The organism is Mycobacteroides sp. H003, from assembly GCF_001440135.1.
In the GTDB taxonomy this organism is placed as follows: domain Bacteria; phylum Actinomycetota; class Actinomycetes; order Mycobacteriales; family Mycobacteriaceae; genus Mycobacterium; species Mycobacterium gwanakae.
In genome coordinates this window covers 195,409-212,043 of the sequence record NZ_LJYL01000019.1, presented here as the reverse complement: position 1 = coordinate 212,043, position 16,635 = coordinate 195,409, and the positions used below count along the sequence as shown (strand labels likewise).

The 16,635-nt window shown below is 64.4% G+C and carries 23 protein-coding genes; 16 read left to right on the top strand and 7 right to left on the bottom strand.

Translation table 11 applies throughout. From position 1 onward, the window contains the following. Positions 1 to 69 precede the first annotated feature (69 nt). The 6 genes from AOT87_RS13755 to AOT87_RS13730 all read left to right on the top strand — a co-directional run bounded on the left by AOT87_RS13755 (position 70) and on the right by AOT87_RS13730 (position 4,473). Positions 70 to 1,008 carry a hypothetical protein gene (locus tag AOT87_RS13755; RefSeq protein ID WP_057966732.1) on the top strand — a complete coding sequence of 313 codons (939 nt, stop codon included), beginning with the start codon at positions 70 to 72 and terminating at the stop codon, positions 1,006 to 1,008. Between the two features lie 20 nt (positions 1,009 to 1,028). Next, the gene (locus AOT87_RS13750) at positions 1,029 to 1,238 is read left to right on the top strand and encodes a hypothetical protein (RefSeq protein ID WP_057966745.1); all 210 of its coding nucleotides are present in this window, start codon (positions 1,029 to 1,031) and stop codon (positions 1,236 to 1,238) included. A gap of 49 nt (positions 1,239 to 1,287) precedes the next feature. Then, positions 1,288 to 1,845 (top strand): methylated-DNA--[protein]-cysteine S-methyltransferase, encoded by a 558-nt coding sequence (locus AOT87_RS13745; RefSeq protein WP_057966733.1) that lies wholly within the window; start codon positions 1,288 to 1,290, stop codon positions 1,843 to 1,845. A gap of 67 nt (positions 1,846 to 1,912) precedes the next feature. Then, the gene (locus AOT87_RS13740) at positions 1,913 to 2,395 is read left to right on the top strand and encodes a hypothetical protein (protein WP_057966090.1); all 483 of its coding nucleotides are present in this window, start codon (positions 1,913 to 1,915) and stop codon (positions 2,393 to 2,395) included. Continuing rightward, a complete protein-coding gene (locus tag AOT87_RS13735) occupies positions 2,392 to 3,768 on the top strand; it encodes an FAD-containing oxidoreductase (protein WP_057966734.1) in 1,377 nt (458 codons plus the stop codon). Before AOT87_RS13740 ends, AOT87_RS13735 begins: the two co-directional genes overlap by 4 nt. Positions 3,769 to 3,801: 33 nt before the next feature. Continuing rightward, positions 3,802 to 4,473, top strand: coding sequence for a VOC family protein (locus tag AOT87_RS13730; protein WP_057966735.1), 672 nt, complete (start codon positions 3,802 to 3,804; stop codon positions 4,471 to 4,473). Here the strand turns inward: AOT87_RS13730 and AOT87_RS13725 are convergent. Next, positions 4,462 to 5,289: an LLM class F420-dependent oxidoreductase gene (locus AOT87_RS13725; RefSeq protein ID WP_057966736.1), complete on the bottom strand. Its 828-nt coding sequence runs from the start codon at positions 5,287 to 5,289 to the stop codon at positions 4,462 to 4,464. The genes AOT87_RS13730 and AOT87_RS13725 overlap by 12 nt on opposite strands. A 56-nt stretch (positions 5,290 to 5,345) precedes the next feature. Here AOT87_RS13725 and AOT87_RS13720 point away from each other — a divergent pair, with 56 nt between their 5' ends. Genes AOT87_RS13720 through AOT87_RS13710 form a run of 3 tightly spaced genes read left to right on the top strand, consistent with a single transcriptional unit; the run spans position 5,346 to position 7,180 of the window. Then, a complete protein-coding gene (locus tag AOT87_RS13720; protein ID WP_030093794.1) occupies positions 5,346 to 5,747 on the top strand; it encodes a RidA family protein in 402 nt (133 codons plus the stop codon). A gap of 33 nt (positions 5,748 to 5,780) precedes the next feature. Further along, complete coding sequence (locus AOT87_RS13715) at positions 5,781 to 6,521, top strand: GntR family transcriptional regulator (RefSeq protein WP_057966737.1); 741 nt, start codon at positions 5,781 to 5,783, stop codon at positions 6,519 to 6,521. Next, the gene (locus AOT87_RS13710; RefSeq protein WP_057966738.1) at positions 6,518 to 7,180 is read left to right on the top strand and encodes a sterol desaturase family protein; all 663 of its coding nucleotides are present in this window, start codon (positions 6,518 to 6,520) and stop codon (positions 7,178 to 7,180) included. The genes AOT87_RS13715 and AOT87_RS13710 overlap by 4 nt, the downstream gene beginning before the upstream one ends. Here the strand turns inward: AOT87_RS13710 and AOT87_RS28845 are convergent. The 4 genes from AOT87_RS28845 to AOT87_RS13695 are packed head-to-tail and all read right to left on the bottom strand — an operon-like array spanning position 7,177 to position 9,102. Then, positions 7,177 to 7,347 carry a hypothetical protein gene (locus AOT87_RS28845; RefSeq protein WP_157858390.1) on the bottom strand — a complete coding sequence of 57 codons (171 nt, stop codon included), beginning with the start codon at positions 7,345 to 7,347 and terminating at the stop codon, positions 7,177 to 7,179. The two genes, AOT87_RS13710 and AOT87_RS28845, sit on opposite strands and share 4 nt — an antisense overlap. Further along, complete coding sequence (locus AOT87_RS13705; protein ID WP_030093797.1) at positions 7,344 to 7,772, bottom strand: hypothetical protein; 429 nt, start codon at positions 7,770 to 7,772, stop codon at positions 7,344 to 7,346. The genes AOT87_RS28845 and AOT87_RS13705 overlap by 4 nt, the downstream gene beginning before the upstream one ends. Continuing rightward, a complete protein-coding gene (locus tag AOT87_RS13700; protein WP_057966739.1) occupies positions 7,765 to 8,661 on the bottom strand; it encodes a DUF692 family multinuclear iron-containing protein in 897 nt (298 codons plus the stop codon). The genes AOT87_RS13705 and AOT87_RS13700 overlap by 8 nt, the downstream gene beginning before the upstream one ends. A 42-nt stretch (positions 8,662 to 8,703) precedes the next feature. Continuing rightward, positions 8,704 to 9,102 (bottom strand): DUF952 domain-containing protein, encoded by a 399-nt coding sequence (locus AOT87_RS13695; RefSeq protein ID WP_057966740.1) that lies wholly within the window; start codon positions 9,100 to 9,102, stop codon positions 8,704 to 8,706. A 161-nt stretch (positions 9,103 to 9,263) separates the two neighbouring features. On the opposite strand from AOT87_RS13695, the gene AOT87_RS13690 reads away from it, so the two are divergent. Both AOT87_RS13690 and AOT87_RS13685 read left to right on the top strand, forming a co-directional pair. After that, positions 9,264 to 9,458: a hypothetical protein gene (locus tag AOT87_RS13690; protein ID WP_030093800.1), complete on the top strand. Its 195-nt coding sequence runs from the start codon at positions 9,264 to 9,266 to the stop codon at positions 9,456 to 9,458. A gap of 62 nt (positions 9,459 to 9,520) precedes the next feature. Then, complete coding sequence (locus tag AOT87_RS13685; protein WP_057966099.1) at positions 9,521 to 10,495, top strand: YihY/virulence factor BrkB family protein; 975 nt, start codon at positions 9,521 to 9,523, stop codon at positions 10,493 to 10,495. Here the strand turns inward: AOT87_RS13685 and AOT87_RS13680 are convergent. Next, positions 10,492 to 10,725: a DUF3039 domain-containing protein gene (locus AOT87_RS13680; RefSeq protein ID WP_030093802.1), complete on the bottom strand. Its 234-nt coding sequence runs from the start codon at positions 10,723 to 10,725 to the stop codon at positions 10,492 to 10,494. The genes AOT87_RS13685 and AOT87_RS13680 overlap by 4 nt on opposite strands. Before the next feature lie 25 nt (positions 10,726 to 10,750). Between AOT87_RS13680 and AOT87_RS13675 the strand changes: the two genes are divergently transcribed. From AOT87_RS13675 to AOT87_RS13665, 3 genes are all read left to right on the top strand, one after another. Further along, complete coding sequence (locus tag AOT87_RS13675) at positions 10,751 to 11,143, top strand: DUF3099 domain-containing protein (protein WP_030093803.1); 393 nt, start codon at positions 10,751 to 10,753, stop codon at positions 11,141 to 11,143. A 147-nt stretch (positions 11,144 to 11,290) separates the two neighbouring features. Then, on the top strand, positions 11,291 to 12,262 hold the full coding sequence (locus tag AOT87_RS13670; protein ID WP_046254064.1) for a sigma-70 family RNA polymerase sigma factor: 972 nt from the start codon (positions 11,291 to 11,293) through the stop codon (positions 12,260 to 12,262). Between the two features lie 101 nt (positions 12,263 to 12,363). Next, entirely contained in the window at positions 12,364 to 13,050 is a 687-nt protein-coding gene (locus tag AOT87_RS13665) for a metal-dependent transcriptional regulator (RefSeq protein ID WP_057966746.1), read from the top strand. Here the strand turns inward: AOT87_RS13665 and AOT87_RS13660 are convergent. Next, a complete protein-coding gene (locus AOT87_RS13660) occupies positions 13,047 to 14,096 on the bottom strand; it encodes a DUF4192 domain-containing protein (protein ID WP_057966741.1) in 1,050 nt (349 codons plus the stop codon). The two genes, AOT87_RS13665 and AOT87_RS13660, sit on opposite strands and share 4 nt — an antisense overlap. A 262-nt stretch (positions 14,097 to 14,358) precedes the next feature. On the opposite strand from AOT87_RS13660, the gene AOT87_RS13655 reads away from it, so the two are divergent. Both AOT87_RS13655 and AOT87_RS13650 read left to right on the top strand, forming a co-directional pair. Then, positions 14,359 to 15,534, top strand: a complete 1,176-nt coding sequence (locus tag AOT87_RS13655) for a DUF1611 domain-containing protein (RefSeq protein WP_198528393.1) — start codon at positions 14,359 to 14,361, stop codon at positions 15,532 to 15,534. Next, a complete protein-coding gene (locus AOT87_RS13650; protein WP_057969613.1) occupies positions 15,531 to 16,628 on the top strand; it encodes an alanine/ornithine racemase family PLP-dependent enzyme in 1,098 nt (365 codons plus the stop codon). The genes AOT87_RS13655 and AOT87_RS13650 overlap by 4 nt, the downstream gene beginning before the upstream one ends. Positions 16,629 to 16,635 lie beyond the last annotated feature (7 nt).

Below are 16,635 nucleotides of genomic sequence, written 5' to 3'. Positions count from 1 at the left end.
CGGCCCCGCTCAGCCACAGCATGGTGCCACCCCGGTGATAGTCATCGGGCTGGAATCGAAGGACACACCATGACCGCAACACTCGAGAAGGAAGTGACCGCGCCGGCTCCCCTGGACGGCGAGGTCGCCGACCGGCGCAGCAAATTTCGCAAGCTGACCGCCGAGACCGCCAAGGACCCCTATGCAGAACGGGCGTTCCTAGCATCGAAGCTGGCTGTGCTGCAATCACATCCGAAGCTTTCGGCGGCCACCCGCCGCGAGGCCGAGGAAACACTGGCCGAGGCTGCCGGGGTGGCGGACATCGCCGAACTGGCCGCGGGGATAACCCCGCCCCCGGGCGGTGTCGGCTACGGCATGTTCTACACGAACAGCTTTCGCACCCGCTTCGCCCGCGGTACCTCGTTCTACTACGAGATCGTCTGCCCACACCAGCCCGGCGGAAACGTGGCCGACTACCTGTATCTGACCGCCACCAACCGGGCACAAAAGGGTGTCGAGGCGTTCGTCTCCTATCACGCGCAGGACATCGCCCGCTTCAAGGTGTTCGACTGGGCACGCTCGGATCACTGGCAGACCGACATTCCGTTCGCGAACCTGACGGCATACCTGCGCAGCACCTCCTCGCACGGCTGGGGTCTGCAGACCCTGCTCGTCTGGAATCAATCGTTCGAAATCGCACCGAACCGGTGGCGCAACGAGGTGCTGCTGCACAACCGTGCGGCAAACCGCTGGGATCTGGTGTACCGCTTCGATTATCAATCCACGACCGCCGAACAGACCTCCGGATGGGTGGGCAGCTGGGGACCGATCGTCGAGACGTTCCAGAACAGCTACACCAGCACCCGCTGGCTCGGATTCCTCAACACGATGCTGGTGGGCCGCGATGCGGCCGGAACCTGGGGCCAATGGGCGCTGCTGCGCGCGGCCGACTCGACGATTCGCAATGACGGACATGGATTCTCGCCACTATTCCTGGACCCGAATTACTCTTTCGTGGTCAAGAGTTGATCGAGCAGGAGCAGCCGATCATGAGTGATAACGGATCGCCTCCCCCTCCCGGTACCGGCCCCATCGCCGACCGTCGGCAGGAGTTCGAAGAACTCAGTCGCCGGCACCGGGAGAGGGCGGATGAGCGCGCGTTCATCGAGCACAAGATCGAGATCGTCACGAGCGATCCCGATCTCAGCGCCGAGGAAAAGGCTGCCGTGATCGCGGAGCTGCGGCGCGCGCTGGAATGACGGTCGCGACACCCCACGGCGCGGACCCACCGGCGGCGACAACCTGTCGGTGGGTCCGGCCATACTGGGCTGCGTGAGCACTGTCGGCCATTGCTTCTTCGACACCGCCATTGGCGCCTGCGCCATCGCGTGGAGCGACAACGGCATCGTCGCGTTACAGCTGCCCGAGCACGACGATGCGGCCACCCTGGCCAGGATCCGGCGTCCACCGGGAAGTGAACTGGCGCCGCCGCCCTTCGTGGCCGAAGCGATCGACGGCCTGAAGCGTGTCCTTGCCGGTGAGGACGACGATCTGCAATGGGTTCAACTGGACCTTGACGGCATCACCGATTTCGATCGCGAGGTCTACGCGGTGACAAGGGCCATCGGCCCCGGCTCGACCCGCAGCTACGGTGAGGTGGCAGCAGCCGTCGGTGCACCGGGCGCAGCGCAAGCCGTCGGACAGTCATTGGGCCGCAATCCGATTCCGCTACTTGTCCCCTGCCATCGCGTGCTGGCCGCCGATCACAGCCTGCATGGCTTCTCCGCATACGGCGGCGTGGTGACCAAACGGGAACTACTCAAGCTCGAACACACCCCAGGGTTCGACGACCCCACACTGTTCTGACGCGCGCGCAGCGCCACGGGTCTACGCTCTAGCGCATCAAGCTCCAGCTGACGCATCGGGAGAACCCATGACCAGTTTATATATCGCTGCCCTTCTCATCGGAATCGTTGCGGGCCTGCGCGCGATGACTCCTCTCGCCGTGCTGAGCTGGGCCGCCTTTGCCAAATGCCTTCTACTAGAGGGCACCTGGGCTTCTTTTCTGGCAAGCCTGATCGTCGCCATCGTCGCCACTGTCTTGGCCGTCGGTGAGATCGTCAACGACAAGCTGCCCAAGACCCCAAGCCGCAAGGCGCCGCCCGCGTTCGCGGCCAGAGTGGTGCTCGGCGCCTTTTACGGGGCGGTGTTCGGCACGCTGGCGGGCGGAACCTCCCCCGGGCTCATCATCGGACTTCTACTCGGAGCGCTCGGCGCGGTGATCGGCACGCTAGGCGGGGCGTGGGCACGCGGTCAGCTGGCCGCGGTCTTCGGTAAGGATCTACCGGCCGCGCTGACCGAGGACGCGGTCACCGTTGTCGCGGCAGTAGCCATCACCGTCGCGCTCGCCGGATGAGCGCACATTTTGACGCCGTCGTCGTCGGCGCCGGTCAAGCTGGCCCCTCTCTGGCCGCGCGCCTAGGCAACGCGGGGATGACGGTGGCGATCGTGGAACGACATCTCTTCGGTGGCACCTGTGTGAACACCGGCTGTCGCCCCACCAAGGCGCTGGTCGCCAGCGCGCATGCCGCCCACATGGCGCGAGACGCGGCGCGCTGGGGAGTGATCCTGGACGGCTCGGTGAGCATGGACATGGCCCGGGTGCGGGAACGCAAGGATTCGGTGATCTTGCCCTCGCGCAACGGCGGCGAGAAGTGGCTCAAGGACCTTGGCTGCGTCATCTATCACGAGCACGCGCACTTCATCTCCCCCACCGAACTCGCCGTCGGGGACGAGATCATCACCGCCGACAAAGTCTTCCTGAACGTCGGGGGCCGTGCGGTGGTTCCGGACTGGCCGGGTGTCGACGATGTTCCGCTGTTCACCAACAGCTCGCTCATCGAATACGACGGTATACCAGAACATCTCGTCGTCATCGGGGGCAGCTACGTCGGACTGGAGTTCGCGCAGATCTACCGCAGGTTCGGCAGTCAGGTCACCGTCGTACACCGGGGCCCGCGCCTCGTGGAACGCGAGGACCCCGACGCCTCCGCGATCATCCAGGAAGTCCTGGAACGTGAGGGAATCTCCTTCCGCCTCAACGCCTCTTGTATCAGCCTTTCCCGTCAAGACGACGGGGTCGGCGTCGGCGTCGACTGCACCCAGGGTGCGCCCGAAGTGATCGGGTCCCATGTGCTGGTCGCCGTGGGGCGTCGGCCCAACACCGATGACCTCGGCCTGGAGAACGCCGGGGTCGCCACGGACGACCGCGGGTACATCACGGTCGATGACCAGCTGCGCACCAACGTGCCGGGCATCTGGGCGTTGGGCGACTGCAACGGCCGCGGGGCGTTCACACACACCTCCTACAACGACTTCGAGATCGTCGCCGCGAACCTGCTCGACGATGATCCACGCCGAGTCACCGATCGGCTGCCCTGCTATGCCCTGTACACCGATCCGCCGCTGGGCCGAGTCGGTATGACCGAAACGCAGGCGCGTGCCTCCGGACGCACCGTGCTTGCGGGGCGCAAGCCGATGAGTCAAGTGGGTCGCGCCATCGAGAAGGGCGAAATCGACGGCTATATGCAGGTTTTGGTGGACGCCGATACCGACCTCATCCTCGGTGCGACCATCTTGGGCGTGGGCGGCGACGAGGTGGTGCACTGTCTGCTCGACACCATGCAGTACGACGTTCCCGCGCGAGCACTTCAACGCACCGTGCACATCCACCCCACCGTCGCGGAGTTCCTGCCCACGATCCTGGGTGATCTGCAACCGCTCGCTTGATCTCAAGGGCGCTTGAGACCCTAGCCTCGTGTCATGAAGATCCACGATGTGCAGATCACCGCTACCGACGTGCCCGCCGCCGCCCGTTTCTACTCCGAAACCCTGGGATTGCCGGTACAAGTGGATGACGATCGGGCCACGGTCCACGTCGGGGACAGCACGCTGACGATGGTTCCCGGTCCCGCGTATCACGGCGCGCATCACATCGCGTTCACGATTCCCGCCGGGAGCCTCGCAGCCGCAAAGGAATGGCTTTCAGCCCGGGTAACGCTGCAGACCGACGGTCAATGGCACGACGAATTCGGCTGCGCACCCAACTGGCAGGCCCGCAGCATCTACTTCACCGGACCCGATGACGCGGTACTCGAGCTCATCGAGCGCAACATTCTGGATAACCGCATCGACCATCCTTTCGACGTCAACGACATTCGTCATCTCAGCGAGGTCGGCTTCGGCGTATCCGATGTGCTGGAGACCCAGAGGCTCATCCGTGACAAGCTGGGAGTGCTGCCGTTCGGAGAACCAACCCCCGGTTTTGGTCCGGTCGGCGATCACGACGGCCTGTTGATCCTGGTTCCCTCGGATATCACCTGGCGCCCCGAATACCGGGTGCCTCCGGCCGCCGCGCCGACCATTGTCACCGCCGATGTCCGCACCGCACTGGACATCGACGAGCACTACGCGATTCAGCCGCTAGGAGCGTGAGTCCCGCCAGGCCAGCGGTGCATCGAGCACCGAGAGGTCATAGTCGGGGTCCGGGTTGATCCCGAGAGTGAACAACGTGGCCCCCGCGTCGGCATACGCATCCGCTTCCGCAGTGGTCAGGCCCTCCGGACCGAGTCCCCAACTGGTCGAGCGTTCGATCTCGTTGTGGTCCCTGCCGATTCGTTCCGCTTCGGCGATCAAGATGTCGTTCTTACGCCGATAGGTGTCAATATCGGCGAACGCATGCCAAATGTGCGCGTGGCGCGCCACCAACGGAATGGTGCGCCTCTCTCCCCCGCCGCCGATCAGGATGGGGATGGGCCGCACCGGTGGCGGCAACAGCTGGCCCAACCGGTTTTCGATCCGAACTAGGCTTTCCTCGAACAGATCGAAGCGTGAACCTGTCGTGCCGAACTCGTATCCATAGGTGGTGTAGTCCTTTTCGTACCAGCCGGCGCCGACCCCGAGAATCAGCCGGCCATCGCTGATGTGATCGACGGTGCGGGCCATATCGGCCAGCAGATCGGGATTGCGGTAGCCCACTCCCGTCACGAGCAGCCCGATCTCCGCCCGCGAGGTGACCTCTGCCCACGACCCCAGGGCGGTCCAGCCCTCGAAATTGTTGACGTCGGGCTGCACCTCGTCCAGCACCACTCCCTCGCTGCTGAGGGTGCCTGCGGGCCAATGGAAGTGGTCATAGCCGAAGATGACGTCCACTCCCTTGTCTTCGGCGCGCAGCACGGCGTCGCGCCACTGCTTGTAGTTCTGCGCCTTTGCGGGCCGCAGCTGAATTCCGATGCGTATGCGTCCGGTCACATCGCAGTGCAATTAATCGATCGCCGCCGGTATTCCCCGCCGCTTACGCTGCCGCCATGGAACGCGTGAACATTTCGTCAGGCGGCGAATGGGAAGCAGCGGTCGGCTACTCGCGCGCGGTCCGGGTCGGCTCGCACGTCGCCGTCGCCGGCACCACGGCGGCGCGTGAGGGCCAAGCGCCTGTCGGCGGTGACGACATCGCCGAACAGACCCGCGAGGCGCTGCGCCGAATCGAGTCGGCACTTAGCCAAGCGGGCGCCACCCTGGGCGATGTCATACGCACCCGCATCTTCGTCACCGATATCGGGCGGTGGCGTGAGGTCGGTTTGGCCCACGGCGAGTTTTTCGGCGATATCCGCCCGGCAGCCACCATGGTCGAGGTGTCAGCGCTCATCGATCCGGCGCTGCTGGTCGAGATCGAGGCCGATGCCATCACATTAAATTGGTCAGACCACTAGACCTCTTACCAATCGCGGTGCTACCGTGACGGCATGGCACTGCAGCCGATCGCCCGGCAGTCGATACCCGATGAGATATTCAGCCAGCTCGCGGCGCAGGTCCTCACCGGTGACCGCACCCCGGGTGACACGCTGCCCAGCGAGCGCGCCCTCGCCGAAGCCCTCGGGGTGTCTCGCACCGCGGTCCGCGAAGCGCTGGGCCGGTTGGAGCGCTCGGGCCTGATTCACATCCGTCAGGGCGGGTCCACGGTGATCCGGGATTACCGCAGCGACGCCGGATTCGACGTGCTGCCACTACTGCTCGCCTACGGCGGCGATGTGGATCGCCGCACACTGGCAAGCGTCATCGAGGCCCGGGCCATCATCGGCCCCCAGGTGGCGCGCCTGGCCGCTCAACGATCTCACCAGGATCCCGGTGTCGCAGATCGGCTGCGCGCAATGACCGCCGACCTGGAAGCGGAAAACGATCCGCTACAACGCATGTGGCAAGCGCTCGGGTTCTGGGAGCTAGTCATCGACACCGCCGACTCGATTGCCTTCCGGCTGGTGTTCAACACCATGCGCGACTCGTATGTGCGGGCGCTGGACGTGCTCGTCAACGTGATGGCCGCCGAAGTCGGCGACATCGGCCACTACCGCACGCTCGCCGATGCCATCGCCACGCAAGATGCAGACGCCGCGCAAGAGGCTGCCGTTGCCATGCTTGCCTTGGGCACCAAGGCATTTGACGAACTCCTGGAGCAACTTATGGACGAATCGGAGAACCAGAAATGACCCGTGCCGCACGTAAGTCGATGACTCTGCGCGATGCCCTTGTCGAATTCGTCAAGCACCCCACCCCATGGATGCTTGTCGTATGGGCCGCCGCTCTACTGGGCGCCCGACTCTCCGTCGGTGGCTGGACAATTGCCGATGCCATTACACCCGTTGTGCTGGTAGCGATCTCGCCCATCGCCGAGTGGCTGATCCACGTCGGGATCCTGCATTGGCGCCCGCGCTCGGTGGGTCCGGTGAAAATCGACTCGCGGCTCGCCCGTGATCACCGCCTGCATCATCAGGATCCGCGGGACATCCCGCTGGTGTTCATTCCCTGGCCGAGTCTGGTCGTGGTGATCATCGGATTGACTCTGGCCGCGCTCTTTGCGTTCCCGCGCACGGGACTTGGGCTCACCTTCGCACTCACGGTGGCGTTGTTCCTGGTGTTCTACGAGTGGACGCACTACCTCGTCCATACCGACTACAAACCGCGTCACGCGATCTATCGGGCGGTCTGGCGAAACCACCGGTACCACCACTTCAAGAATGAGAACTACTGGTTTACCGTCACCAGCTCGGGAACCGCCGATCGACTGCTCGGAACCTATCCTGATCCACAACAGGTGCAGTCTTCACCGACGGTACGAAATCTGCACGCGTCCAGCATTACTGGCTAGCTCCCGGCGTCCGGGCCGTAGCTGGCACCCGAGTAGCCGGTCTGTTGATGATCCGGGGCATCCGGGTGATTTCGCGGTCGGCTACCCGAATTGGTCACCACCAGGAATCCCAGCCCAACTACCAGCAGCACTGCCACCGTCGCTATGACGATGACAGCGGTCATCATGCCTCGGCCCGCTCCGGCCGTAATGCGAAGTAACGCAGCTTCTTTCCAAAGGCGATCTGAAGTTCCCGCCGCCCGCCGCGACGCACGAGCGCGATCCGGCGAAGACCCTCGGCAACCTCGCGATCCATCATCCAGTCGCGCAGACGCGGCAGCTCGTAGCTGTATGTGCGGAACTCTTTGGCGTCACACAGCACGCAGCACCGCATGGAGTGCAGGCGCGCGTACTGCTCGAATTCGTACTCCCAGTTGGGCAGTTCAGCGAGCCACGGCACCGCATTGGCGACATCGAAACGCCGCTTGCTGCGCAGCTGCACACCGGCGGTCAGCGCCGTGTACTCGTCGAAACCCGACGGGGCATTGCCGGCAAGCAGGTCCGACAGCACCGACAGTTGCCGACGCCGCAAGACCTCGCGGTTGTCAAGCATGAACAACACCGGCCTTGATCGCCTGGCGGACCACCGAAAGGTCAGCGCTCACGCTGGCTTCGTCGATCGACCCATCACGCTCGATCAGCACGCCCAGGCCGCGGCCCGAGGTGAGCACCACGAGCTCGGTGAGCAGATCCGCCACCGGATCGATGATGGTGTCGGAGTGGGTGTCCCAGTACAGGTCGCCCTCGAACCGGCCACCGGCGATGTGCACGTACGCGACACGCTCGATCGGGAAACGGCGCAGCATCGCAACAGGGTCGGTGCCCGAGGCCACCGCTGTCGCATACAGGTTGGGTACGTCGAGCACCAGCCAACAGCCGGTGCGCCGGGACAGTTCCCGCAGGTAGTCGGGCTCGCTCAGCTCGTTCTCGGGCCACTGCAAGGTGGTGGCCACATTCTCCAGCGCCAACGGCACACCGAGGTCGTCTTGCACTCGGGAAACGTTGTCCACCAACACATCCAAAGCCAATGTGGTGCGCGGCGGAGCCACCAGGTGCCCCGCCTCGAGCACCCCGTGCTGGCCCCCACTTTCGAAGCCTGCCCGCACGAACGCCACATGCTCGCTGATCATCGGAGCATTCAGTTCCGCGGCCAGGGCGGCCAGGTGCTTGACGCGCTTGGCGTCAGGCAGATCGGCTCCGGCAAGACCCAATGACACACCGTGCGGCACGACGATGGTGCCCGCCTCACGAAGGCGCATCAGTTCGAGAGGCAGCGCTCCCGGACGAAAGTTCTCGGCGACGATCTCGGTGAAGGCGAGGCTCAGAGCATCGTCCGTGACGGCACCCTGGTTGAACATCGCAGCAAGCTCTGGACGCCACGAGGCGCCAACCGCGGGCTCATCGGCCAGCACGGTCTTAAGCGGGTGATTTGAAGAGGCCACCGCGGTTACCCCCTTATCTCAAGACCGGCGAACTACGCCAGTCTAGCTACCACGTTGATAGCTTAGGAAGTGCTTAGGTGCCAGCGGCTCAAAAAAGCCATCCGATCCCGGCCGGAAGTTCGCCACGGACGTAACTGCGGCGATCGGCAGCGGTCCGTACAGATGAGGGAACAGCATCGATTCGGGGTCGCTAGGCACGCCCGGTTCCCAACGTACCGGAGAGTCCAGCAGATTCAGGGCAACAGACAATACGACCAGATCACACCTTCCGCGATACAAGCGGTTGGCCGGAAGGTGAACCTGGTACGGCTCGGAGAGGTGAATAAATCCCGTTTCGCCCAGTGACGTGGGCCGATGCTCCCCCTGTTCACCCGCCAACGCCCACTCTTCGTCGGAACAGATGTGAACGAGTTCGGGTTCACCCGGCGGCATCGACTGCATCACACCAGCCTGCCTCAACCCTGTAACACCCTCGACGTGAGCCGCGACACACCGGACACACGCGGGGAACAACCGAAACCCCCCAAACGTCTGACAAAGTACATACATAGGCGCCGAGCGGTTCACCGGACCGCAAAGCTCAGGAGAGATACGGAGGAGCCATGAACGCAACTCTGACCAGTCCAGAGCTGACGAAGGCTGACCGCTGCGATCGTTGCGGTGCGGCTGCTCGAGTCCGCGCCACACTCCCGTCGGGAGCGCAGCTGCTCTTTTGCCAGCACCACGCTAACGAGCACTCCGAGAAGCTGAGCGCGATGTCGGCGGTGCTGTACATCAGCGGTCCGGACGAGGATTAGTCACCGCGGTTTCACCCCCGGTAAGTACTGCTGACCATCCCATCAGGAATGCTGGTGTGGCCATGAGTGATAAGCCACGCCATTTCTCGTTCGGTCGAGACGTCTTGCACGTAATGCGCCGCACGGCCGTAAAGAGTTGGGACGACTCGATTTTCGCGCAGTCGGCGCAGGCCGCCTTCTGGCAGGTGTTATCACTACCGCCGCTTCTTTTGGGGATCCTGGGGAGCCTGACGTTCGTCGGGCCGCTGTTCGGACCGGACACGCTGCCCGAGATCCAGGAGCGAATCCTGCGGGTGGCCAACAGTGTTTTCAGCAAGAGCGTGGTCACCGAGATCATCGAGCCCACCATCGTCGACATCATGCGCGACGGGCGCGGTGAGGTGGTGTCCATCGGATTCGTCATCTCACTGTGGGCAGGGTCCTCGGCGATATCTAGCTTTGTGGACTCCGTGGTGGAGGCGCACGACCAGACACCCCTGCGCCATCCCGTGCGCCAGCGGTTCTTTGCGCTGGGCCTGTACGTCGCCGCGCTGGCGATGGCGGTGGTGACCTTGCCGGTCATCGCCCTCGGACCCAAGCGGATCGCCGAGGTGGTACCCGACTCGTGGAATGCGGTGCTGCGTTACGGCTACTTCCCGCTCTTCGGCATCGCACTGGTGGCCCTGGTGACGCTGCTGTACCGGGTATCCCTACCGCGGCCGCTTCCCTCGCACCGACTATGGATCGGTGCGCTGTTGGCGGTGACGTTCTTCGTGATCGCCAGCCTGGGGCTGCGGTTCTACCTGAATTGGATCACCCGCACCGGATACACCTACGGCGCCCTCGCGACCCCCATCGCGTTCTTGCTGTTCGCGTTCATGCTGGGATTCGCGATCGTGCTGGGCGCCGAGCTGAATGCCGCGATCGAGGAGAACTGGCCGGCCGGGGCCACCCACGCCCGGCAGCTGCGGGAATGGCTGAGCCCCCAAAACGGCGAGAACACCGCCGCGAGCAGCCCCGATGAGGCGGCTCCGGAGAAAGCCCCCGAAGGCTGCTAGTCCTTCTTCATCATTTCGTAGATGCGCTTGCAGTCGGGGCACACCGGTGAGCCGGGCTTGGCTGACTTGGTGACCGGAAAAACCTCGCCGCACAGGGCGACCACATGGTTTCCCATGACCGCGCTCTCCACGATCTTGTCCTTCTTGACGTAGTGAAAGACCTTCGGCCTGTCACTGTCGGTGCTCTCGTCGACGGTGGTGTCCGGACGCTCGAGCGTCTGCGTGTCCATTCCTACATTGTGACATCCTGGAGATATGAGAAAAGAGCTGTCGTTCGATGACGACGGCCACCCTGTACTCATCACAGCGGCCGCGGTCTCGGTCGAAGAACAACACCGCGCCCGGGTACGCCGCTATTTGACGCTGATGGCGTTCCGGATCCCGGCACTACTGGGCGCCGCCTGGGCCTACAGCGTGTGGCACAACGGATGGATCTCGCTGGCGATCTTGGCGGCATCGATCCCACTGCCCTGGATGGCGGTGCTCATCGCCAACGACCGTCCTGCCCGCAAGGCCGAGGAACCGCGGCGATACGGGCCCCAGGAACATCGGCACTCGCTGTTTCCCACGGCGGAACGCCGAGCGATTGATCCCGCGCCTCCGCCGCAACCGCGCACCCCGCCGGAAGGCTCCGCTGGCCCGTCTTAGGGACAGCTATGTCAATTCTCAGGACATTCTCAGCTGCTAACTCGAAATCCGCAGGTCAATGACGGCGCCATTTGGGAACCTCAGGAACTTTCTGGGCCACCCGGGCGTTGCAACTCATGAGACCTACGGATCAACTAGGAGGCAGCGATGGCAAACGCCACGACCCGTCCGGCCCGTACTACTGAGTCCGACGATCTGGACACCCAAAGTCCAGCCGCCGACCTCGTGCGGGTGTACTTGAACGGCATCGGCAAGACTGCTCTGCTCACGGCGGAGGACGAAGTCGAGCTGGCCAAACGGATCGAGGCGGGGCTGTACGCCCAGCACCTTCTGGACACCAAGAAACGCCTCGGCGAGGCCCGCAAGAAGGATCTGGCAGCCATCGTGCGGGAAGGTAGCGCCGCGCGCAGCCACCTGCTGGAGGCCAACCTGCGGCTGGTGGTGTCGCTGGCCAAGCGCTACACCGGACGCGGAATGCCGCTGCTGGACCTCATCCAGGAGGGCAACCTGGGCTTGATCCGCGCCATGGAGAAGTTCGACTACGCCAAGGGGTTCAAGTTCTCGACCTACGCCACCTGGTGGATCCGTCAGGCCATCACCCGCGGCATGGCCGATCAGAGCCGCACCATCCGCCTGCCAGTGCACCTGGTGGAGCAGGTGAACAAGCTGGCTCGCATCAAGCGTGAGCTGCACCAGCGGCTTGGCCGCGAGGCCAGCGACGAGGAACTGGCCGAGGAGTCCGGCATTCCCGTGGAGAAGATCGGGGATCTGCTGGACCACAGCCGGGATCCGGTAAGTCTGGACATGCCGGTTGGTACCGACGAGGAAGCGCCTCTTGGCGACTTCATCGAGGACACCGAGGCCATGTCGGCGGAGAACGCCGTCATCGCCGAACTACTGCACTCGGACGTGCGCAGCGTGCTGGCCACTCTCGACGAGCGTGAGCAGCAGGTCATCCGGCTCCGGTACGGACTCGATGACGGACAGGCCCGCACACTCGACCAGATCGGCAAGCTGTTCGGACTGTCTCGCGAGCGGGTGCGTCAGATCGAGCGTGAAGTCATGACGAAGCTGCGCCACGGCGACCGCGCAGAACGCCTGCGTTCGTACGCGAGCTAGTTGACCTACTACCCTGCCCTCGGGGCGCTGCGTTCTGGAAGCGCAGCGCCCCGATTTGCGTTGTAGATCGGTAGACTAAGCACGACCGTAAGGGGCGAGTGGTGAACGATCTTGTCGATACGACAGAGATGTATCTGCGAACGATCTACGACCTTGAAGAAGAGGGCGTGGTGCCGCTGCGTGCCCGCATTGCCGAAAGGCTCGAGCAGAGCGGCCCGACCGTGAGCCAGACGGTGGCGCGGATGGAGCGCGACGGCCTGCTGAACGTCGCCGGCGACCGCCACCTGGAACTCACCGACAAGGGCCGCGCACTGGCGGTCTCGGTGATGCGCAAGCACCGGCTGGCCGAATGCCTGCTGGTCGACATCATCGGGCTGCCCTGGGAAGACGTGCACGCCGAGGCTTGCCGTTGGGAACATGTGATGAGCGAGGATGTCGAGCGCCGACTGCTCACCGTGCTCAACAACCCGACCACTTCCCCGTTCGGTAACCCCATTCCCGGTCTCTCCGAGCTGGGTGTCGCCCCTGACCGGTCCGAGAATGCGAGCGCCGTGCGGCTCACCGAGATTGCCGGGGGCTCACAGGTTGCCGTGGTGGTGCGCCGCCTGGCCGAACACGTGCAGGCCGATACCGATCTGCTGTCGCGCCTCAAGGACGCCGGTGTGGTGCCGAATGCGCGCGTCACCGTGGAGTCCTCCCCCGATGGCGTCATCATCATCATTCCGGGGCATGAGAGCGTCGAGCTGCCGCACGAGATGGCGCACGCCGTCATGGTGGAGAAGGTCTAGCCCACACCTCGGACTTGCCTAGGCGGCAGGCTGATTCCCAGCTCGTGAGCCAGCCGGAAGCCGGTATCGGCCAGGGCACGAATCTCATCGGGGCGCATACCGGAGTGCAGCGCTGACATCAGGAGCTGCCCCAGACGATGGTCCGGCCGGGCCGTCAGCGCGGCATCCAGCGCGACACCAGCCAGTGGACCGTCGCCGCGCACATAGGCACTAAATCCCAATAACACCAACGCTTCCGCACGCCAGGGGTCAGGGAGCAATCGGCTCAGCGCCAGCCACAGCCGTTCCACATCGTCGGACAGCGCACCGACAGCCAACGCACACAACGTGTCTCGAACCCGCACGACCGTCAGGGAGCGAGCCATCGCCAGCAGCTCACGGTTGGACAGTGAATGGAATTCCGCTGTTCGGCACGCCGCCCGCATCACTCGATTCACGGCACGCTGGTCTGCCACGCTGGCCTCGCCTTGTCCCTGAGACGGCCGCCGCAAGGAGACGGCCAGCGCGCAGGTGCGCGCGGTGTCGGAGGGCGCGATCAGCGCCACGAGATCCTCCCTACGGCGATGCACCGTCCTGCCTGCCAAAACCGCCGCCGCGGTCAGCGGAGAGCACTCGGGATCGTCGACGGGCCCGCCCGCGCCGCATCCGTCATAACACCGCCACCAGCCCTGGGGCCCGACACGGTCTACCGTGTGGCCGGCAATTAACGAAATGCCCTGACGTTCTACATGTTTGGCTAGCCGCCGGATGATGTCACCGGCCTCCTGCTCGTCCATGTCCGCACTGATGACCACTGCGATCACCGCATCGGCCGGCCCCGGGCTCAACACCTCGGCCAGCACCTCGAATGCCGCGTAGTCGGTGCCGTCCAGGTCATGAAGGTCCCTGCGCAGTATCGCTTCGATGAGCCCACCGGCGAGTGTGACCACGACAAGGGAATCTTCCGGGATGAACCCCAACATCGCCGGTAGCGCGGCGATCAGGGCAGAGGGCCGATTCAATCGAAAATCGGGACGACCGAGCGGTCCGGGAATCAGTGATGTCATGTCCGCACCGTGACAGCCAGGACCGTCAACCCCGCGACAGCGACCTCGCGTTGTGCCGGCGCCTCCGGGAACCTGTGGATGCCGTCACAATTGTGGACAATGTACCCACGGTCACCGCCGAAAACAGGGCCGCCATTGCCGATCGGGTAGCATCAAGGCGTCGGTAATCTTGCCGACCCTCAGGGCAGACCACTCGCTGGATGTTGGGCTTACCGCCCCACCTCGATCCCGTCGCCTCCTCTGAGACTTCTCAGAGGATTCCATGTCGTCACTCACAAGCGGTACCCCTTTTCTCGATGCGTCCGAACGGAGCGAGGAGGTCCTTGCGGCCGTTCCCTTACCGATGCCTATTGGTTCCACCGCGATCGTCTACTGCGAGGGACAGTTCGGCGAGCAGGACGGCAAGACCGCAAACGGGCTGGTCCGGCACTCTGAGAAGTACGAGATCCTCAGTGTCATCGATAGCCTCCGGGCCGGAGTAGATGCCGGGAGACTCCTCGACGGCACGGCGAACGGCATCCCGGTGCTGGAATCGCTGGCCGAGTCCGTCGCTCACGCCGGCCACGTACCTGACTACCTGATCTGCGGGCTGGCGCCTGCCGACGGCCTACTGTCGAACGAGCAGCGGCTCGTACTGCTAGACGGTATCGCCCGCGGGATGCACATTGTCAACGGCCTGCACGAGTTCCTCAACGATGATGCCGAATTCGTAGCAGCAGCTGTGATCGCCGAAGTCACCATCACCGATGTACGCCAACCGAAGTCCAAGCGCGACCTGCACCTGTTCTCCGGCCGGATCTTCGACGTCACCTGCCCAAGAATCGCGATCCTGGGTACGGACGGGGCGATCGGGAAACGCACCACCGCCACCTTGCTGGTCCAGGCATTGAATGCACGCGGCATCAGGGCGGTCATGGTCGGCACCGGTCAGACCACCCTGATCCAGGGCGGAAAGTACGGCGTCGCGCTGGACGCGCTGGTCCCCCAGTTCTGCTCGGGTGAAGTCGAGCACCAGGTCGTCGCCGCGTTCGAGGGTGAAGCCCCTGATGTGATCGTGGTCGAGGGCCAGGGCGCGCTGAGCCACCCCGCGTACATCACGTCGGCCCACATCCTGCGGGGCAGCCGCCCGGCCGGCGTGATCGTGCAGCACGCACCAAAACGTAAGGTGCTCGGCGACTTCCCCATGGTGCCGATGCCGACCGTAGCCAGCGAGATCGCACTGATCGAGGCGTTCGCCGATACTCGCGTCATCGGGGTCACGATCAACCACGAGGAAATGACCGGTGACGAGCTGAACGATGCGATCTCCGAGCATCATTCGGAGCTCGGCCTCCCGGTCACCGACCCGCTGACACGCCCAGCTTCGGAACTGGTCGAGATGGTGCTGTCGGCTTTCCCTGTCCTCGCTGGGAAAGCCGACACGACCACCCCTGTGTGACACTTCGGCTCGAGACCGATCTCGACAAGGTCGAGCAGAACACGCGGATCCTGGTTGACCGGCTTACCGGGGTAGGCATCCGGGTCACCGGCATCACCAAGGCAGTGTTGGGCTCGCCGGGTGTCGGTGCGGCGATGCTGCGCGGCGGCGCCCGCGGACTCGGTGACTCACGGATACCGAACCTCGCTCGGCTGGCCAGCCTCGACTGCCTACCGCTGCGCACGTTAATCCGCTCACCCATGCTCAGCCAAGTGGCACAGATCGTTGACGTCGCCGATGTCAGTCTGAACACCGAGGCCGTCGTCCTGGCTGCGCTTGATAAGGCCGCGTCCCAACAGAACCGGGTACATGCCGTCGTGCTCATGGTTGAACTGGGCGACCTGCGTGAGGGCATCGCGCTGGACGACGCCCCCGACGCTGCGCGGGCCGTTCTTGGTCACTCCTCGTTGCGGCTCGCCGGGCTCGGTGCCAACCTCGCTTGTCAGAGCGGCGTCGTGCCCGACGACCGGAACATGGGCGTCCTTACGGGGCTCGCGAACGACATCGAAGCACTGCACGGGATCTCGCTCGAGGTTGTCTCAGGCGGCAACTCTGCGAACCTGAACTGGGCGCTACACACACACGACGTCGGCCGGATCGACGAACTCCGGCTCGGTGAAGCCATTCTTCTCGGCGTCGACCCGCTGTACCGAACGCCGATCCCCGGCCTGCACACGAATGCCTTCACCTTGAGTGCAGAAGTCATCGAGGTCGCGATGAAACCCGCTCAACCCTGGGGGCATCGTGCTCAGGCGGCATTCGGCGAAGCACCGGCCCGCACCGGCAGTGCGACTGTGCGCCAGGCAATCCTGGCCCTCGGCCGCCAGGACGTGGACCCGGATGGCCTGCAGCCACCCGAGGGCATCACGGTCCTCGGGATGAGCAGCGACCATCTGGTGGTTGACGTCGGTGATTACCAGGTGGTTGTCGGAGACGAGATCGCCTTCGGTATTGGCTACGGCACGCTCATGCGGGCGATGACATCGCCCTTCGTCGCCAAGATCGAGCACCTGGGCCGTTCCATCGCACCCCACGGGATACGGTCACTCCGGTAGCCCGCGA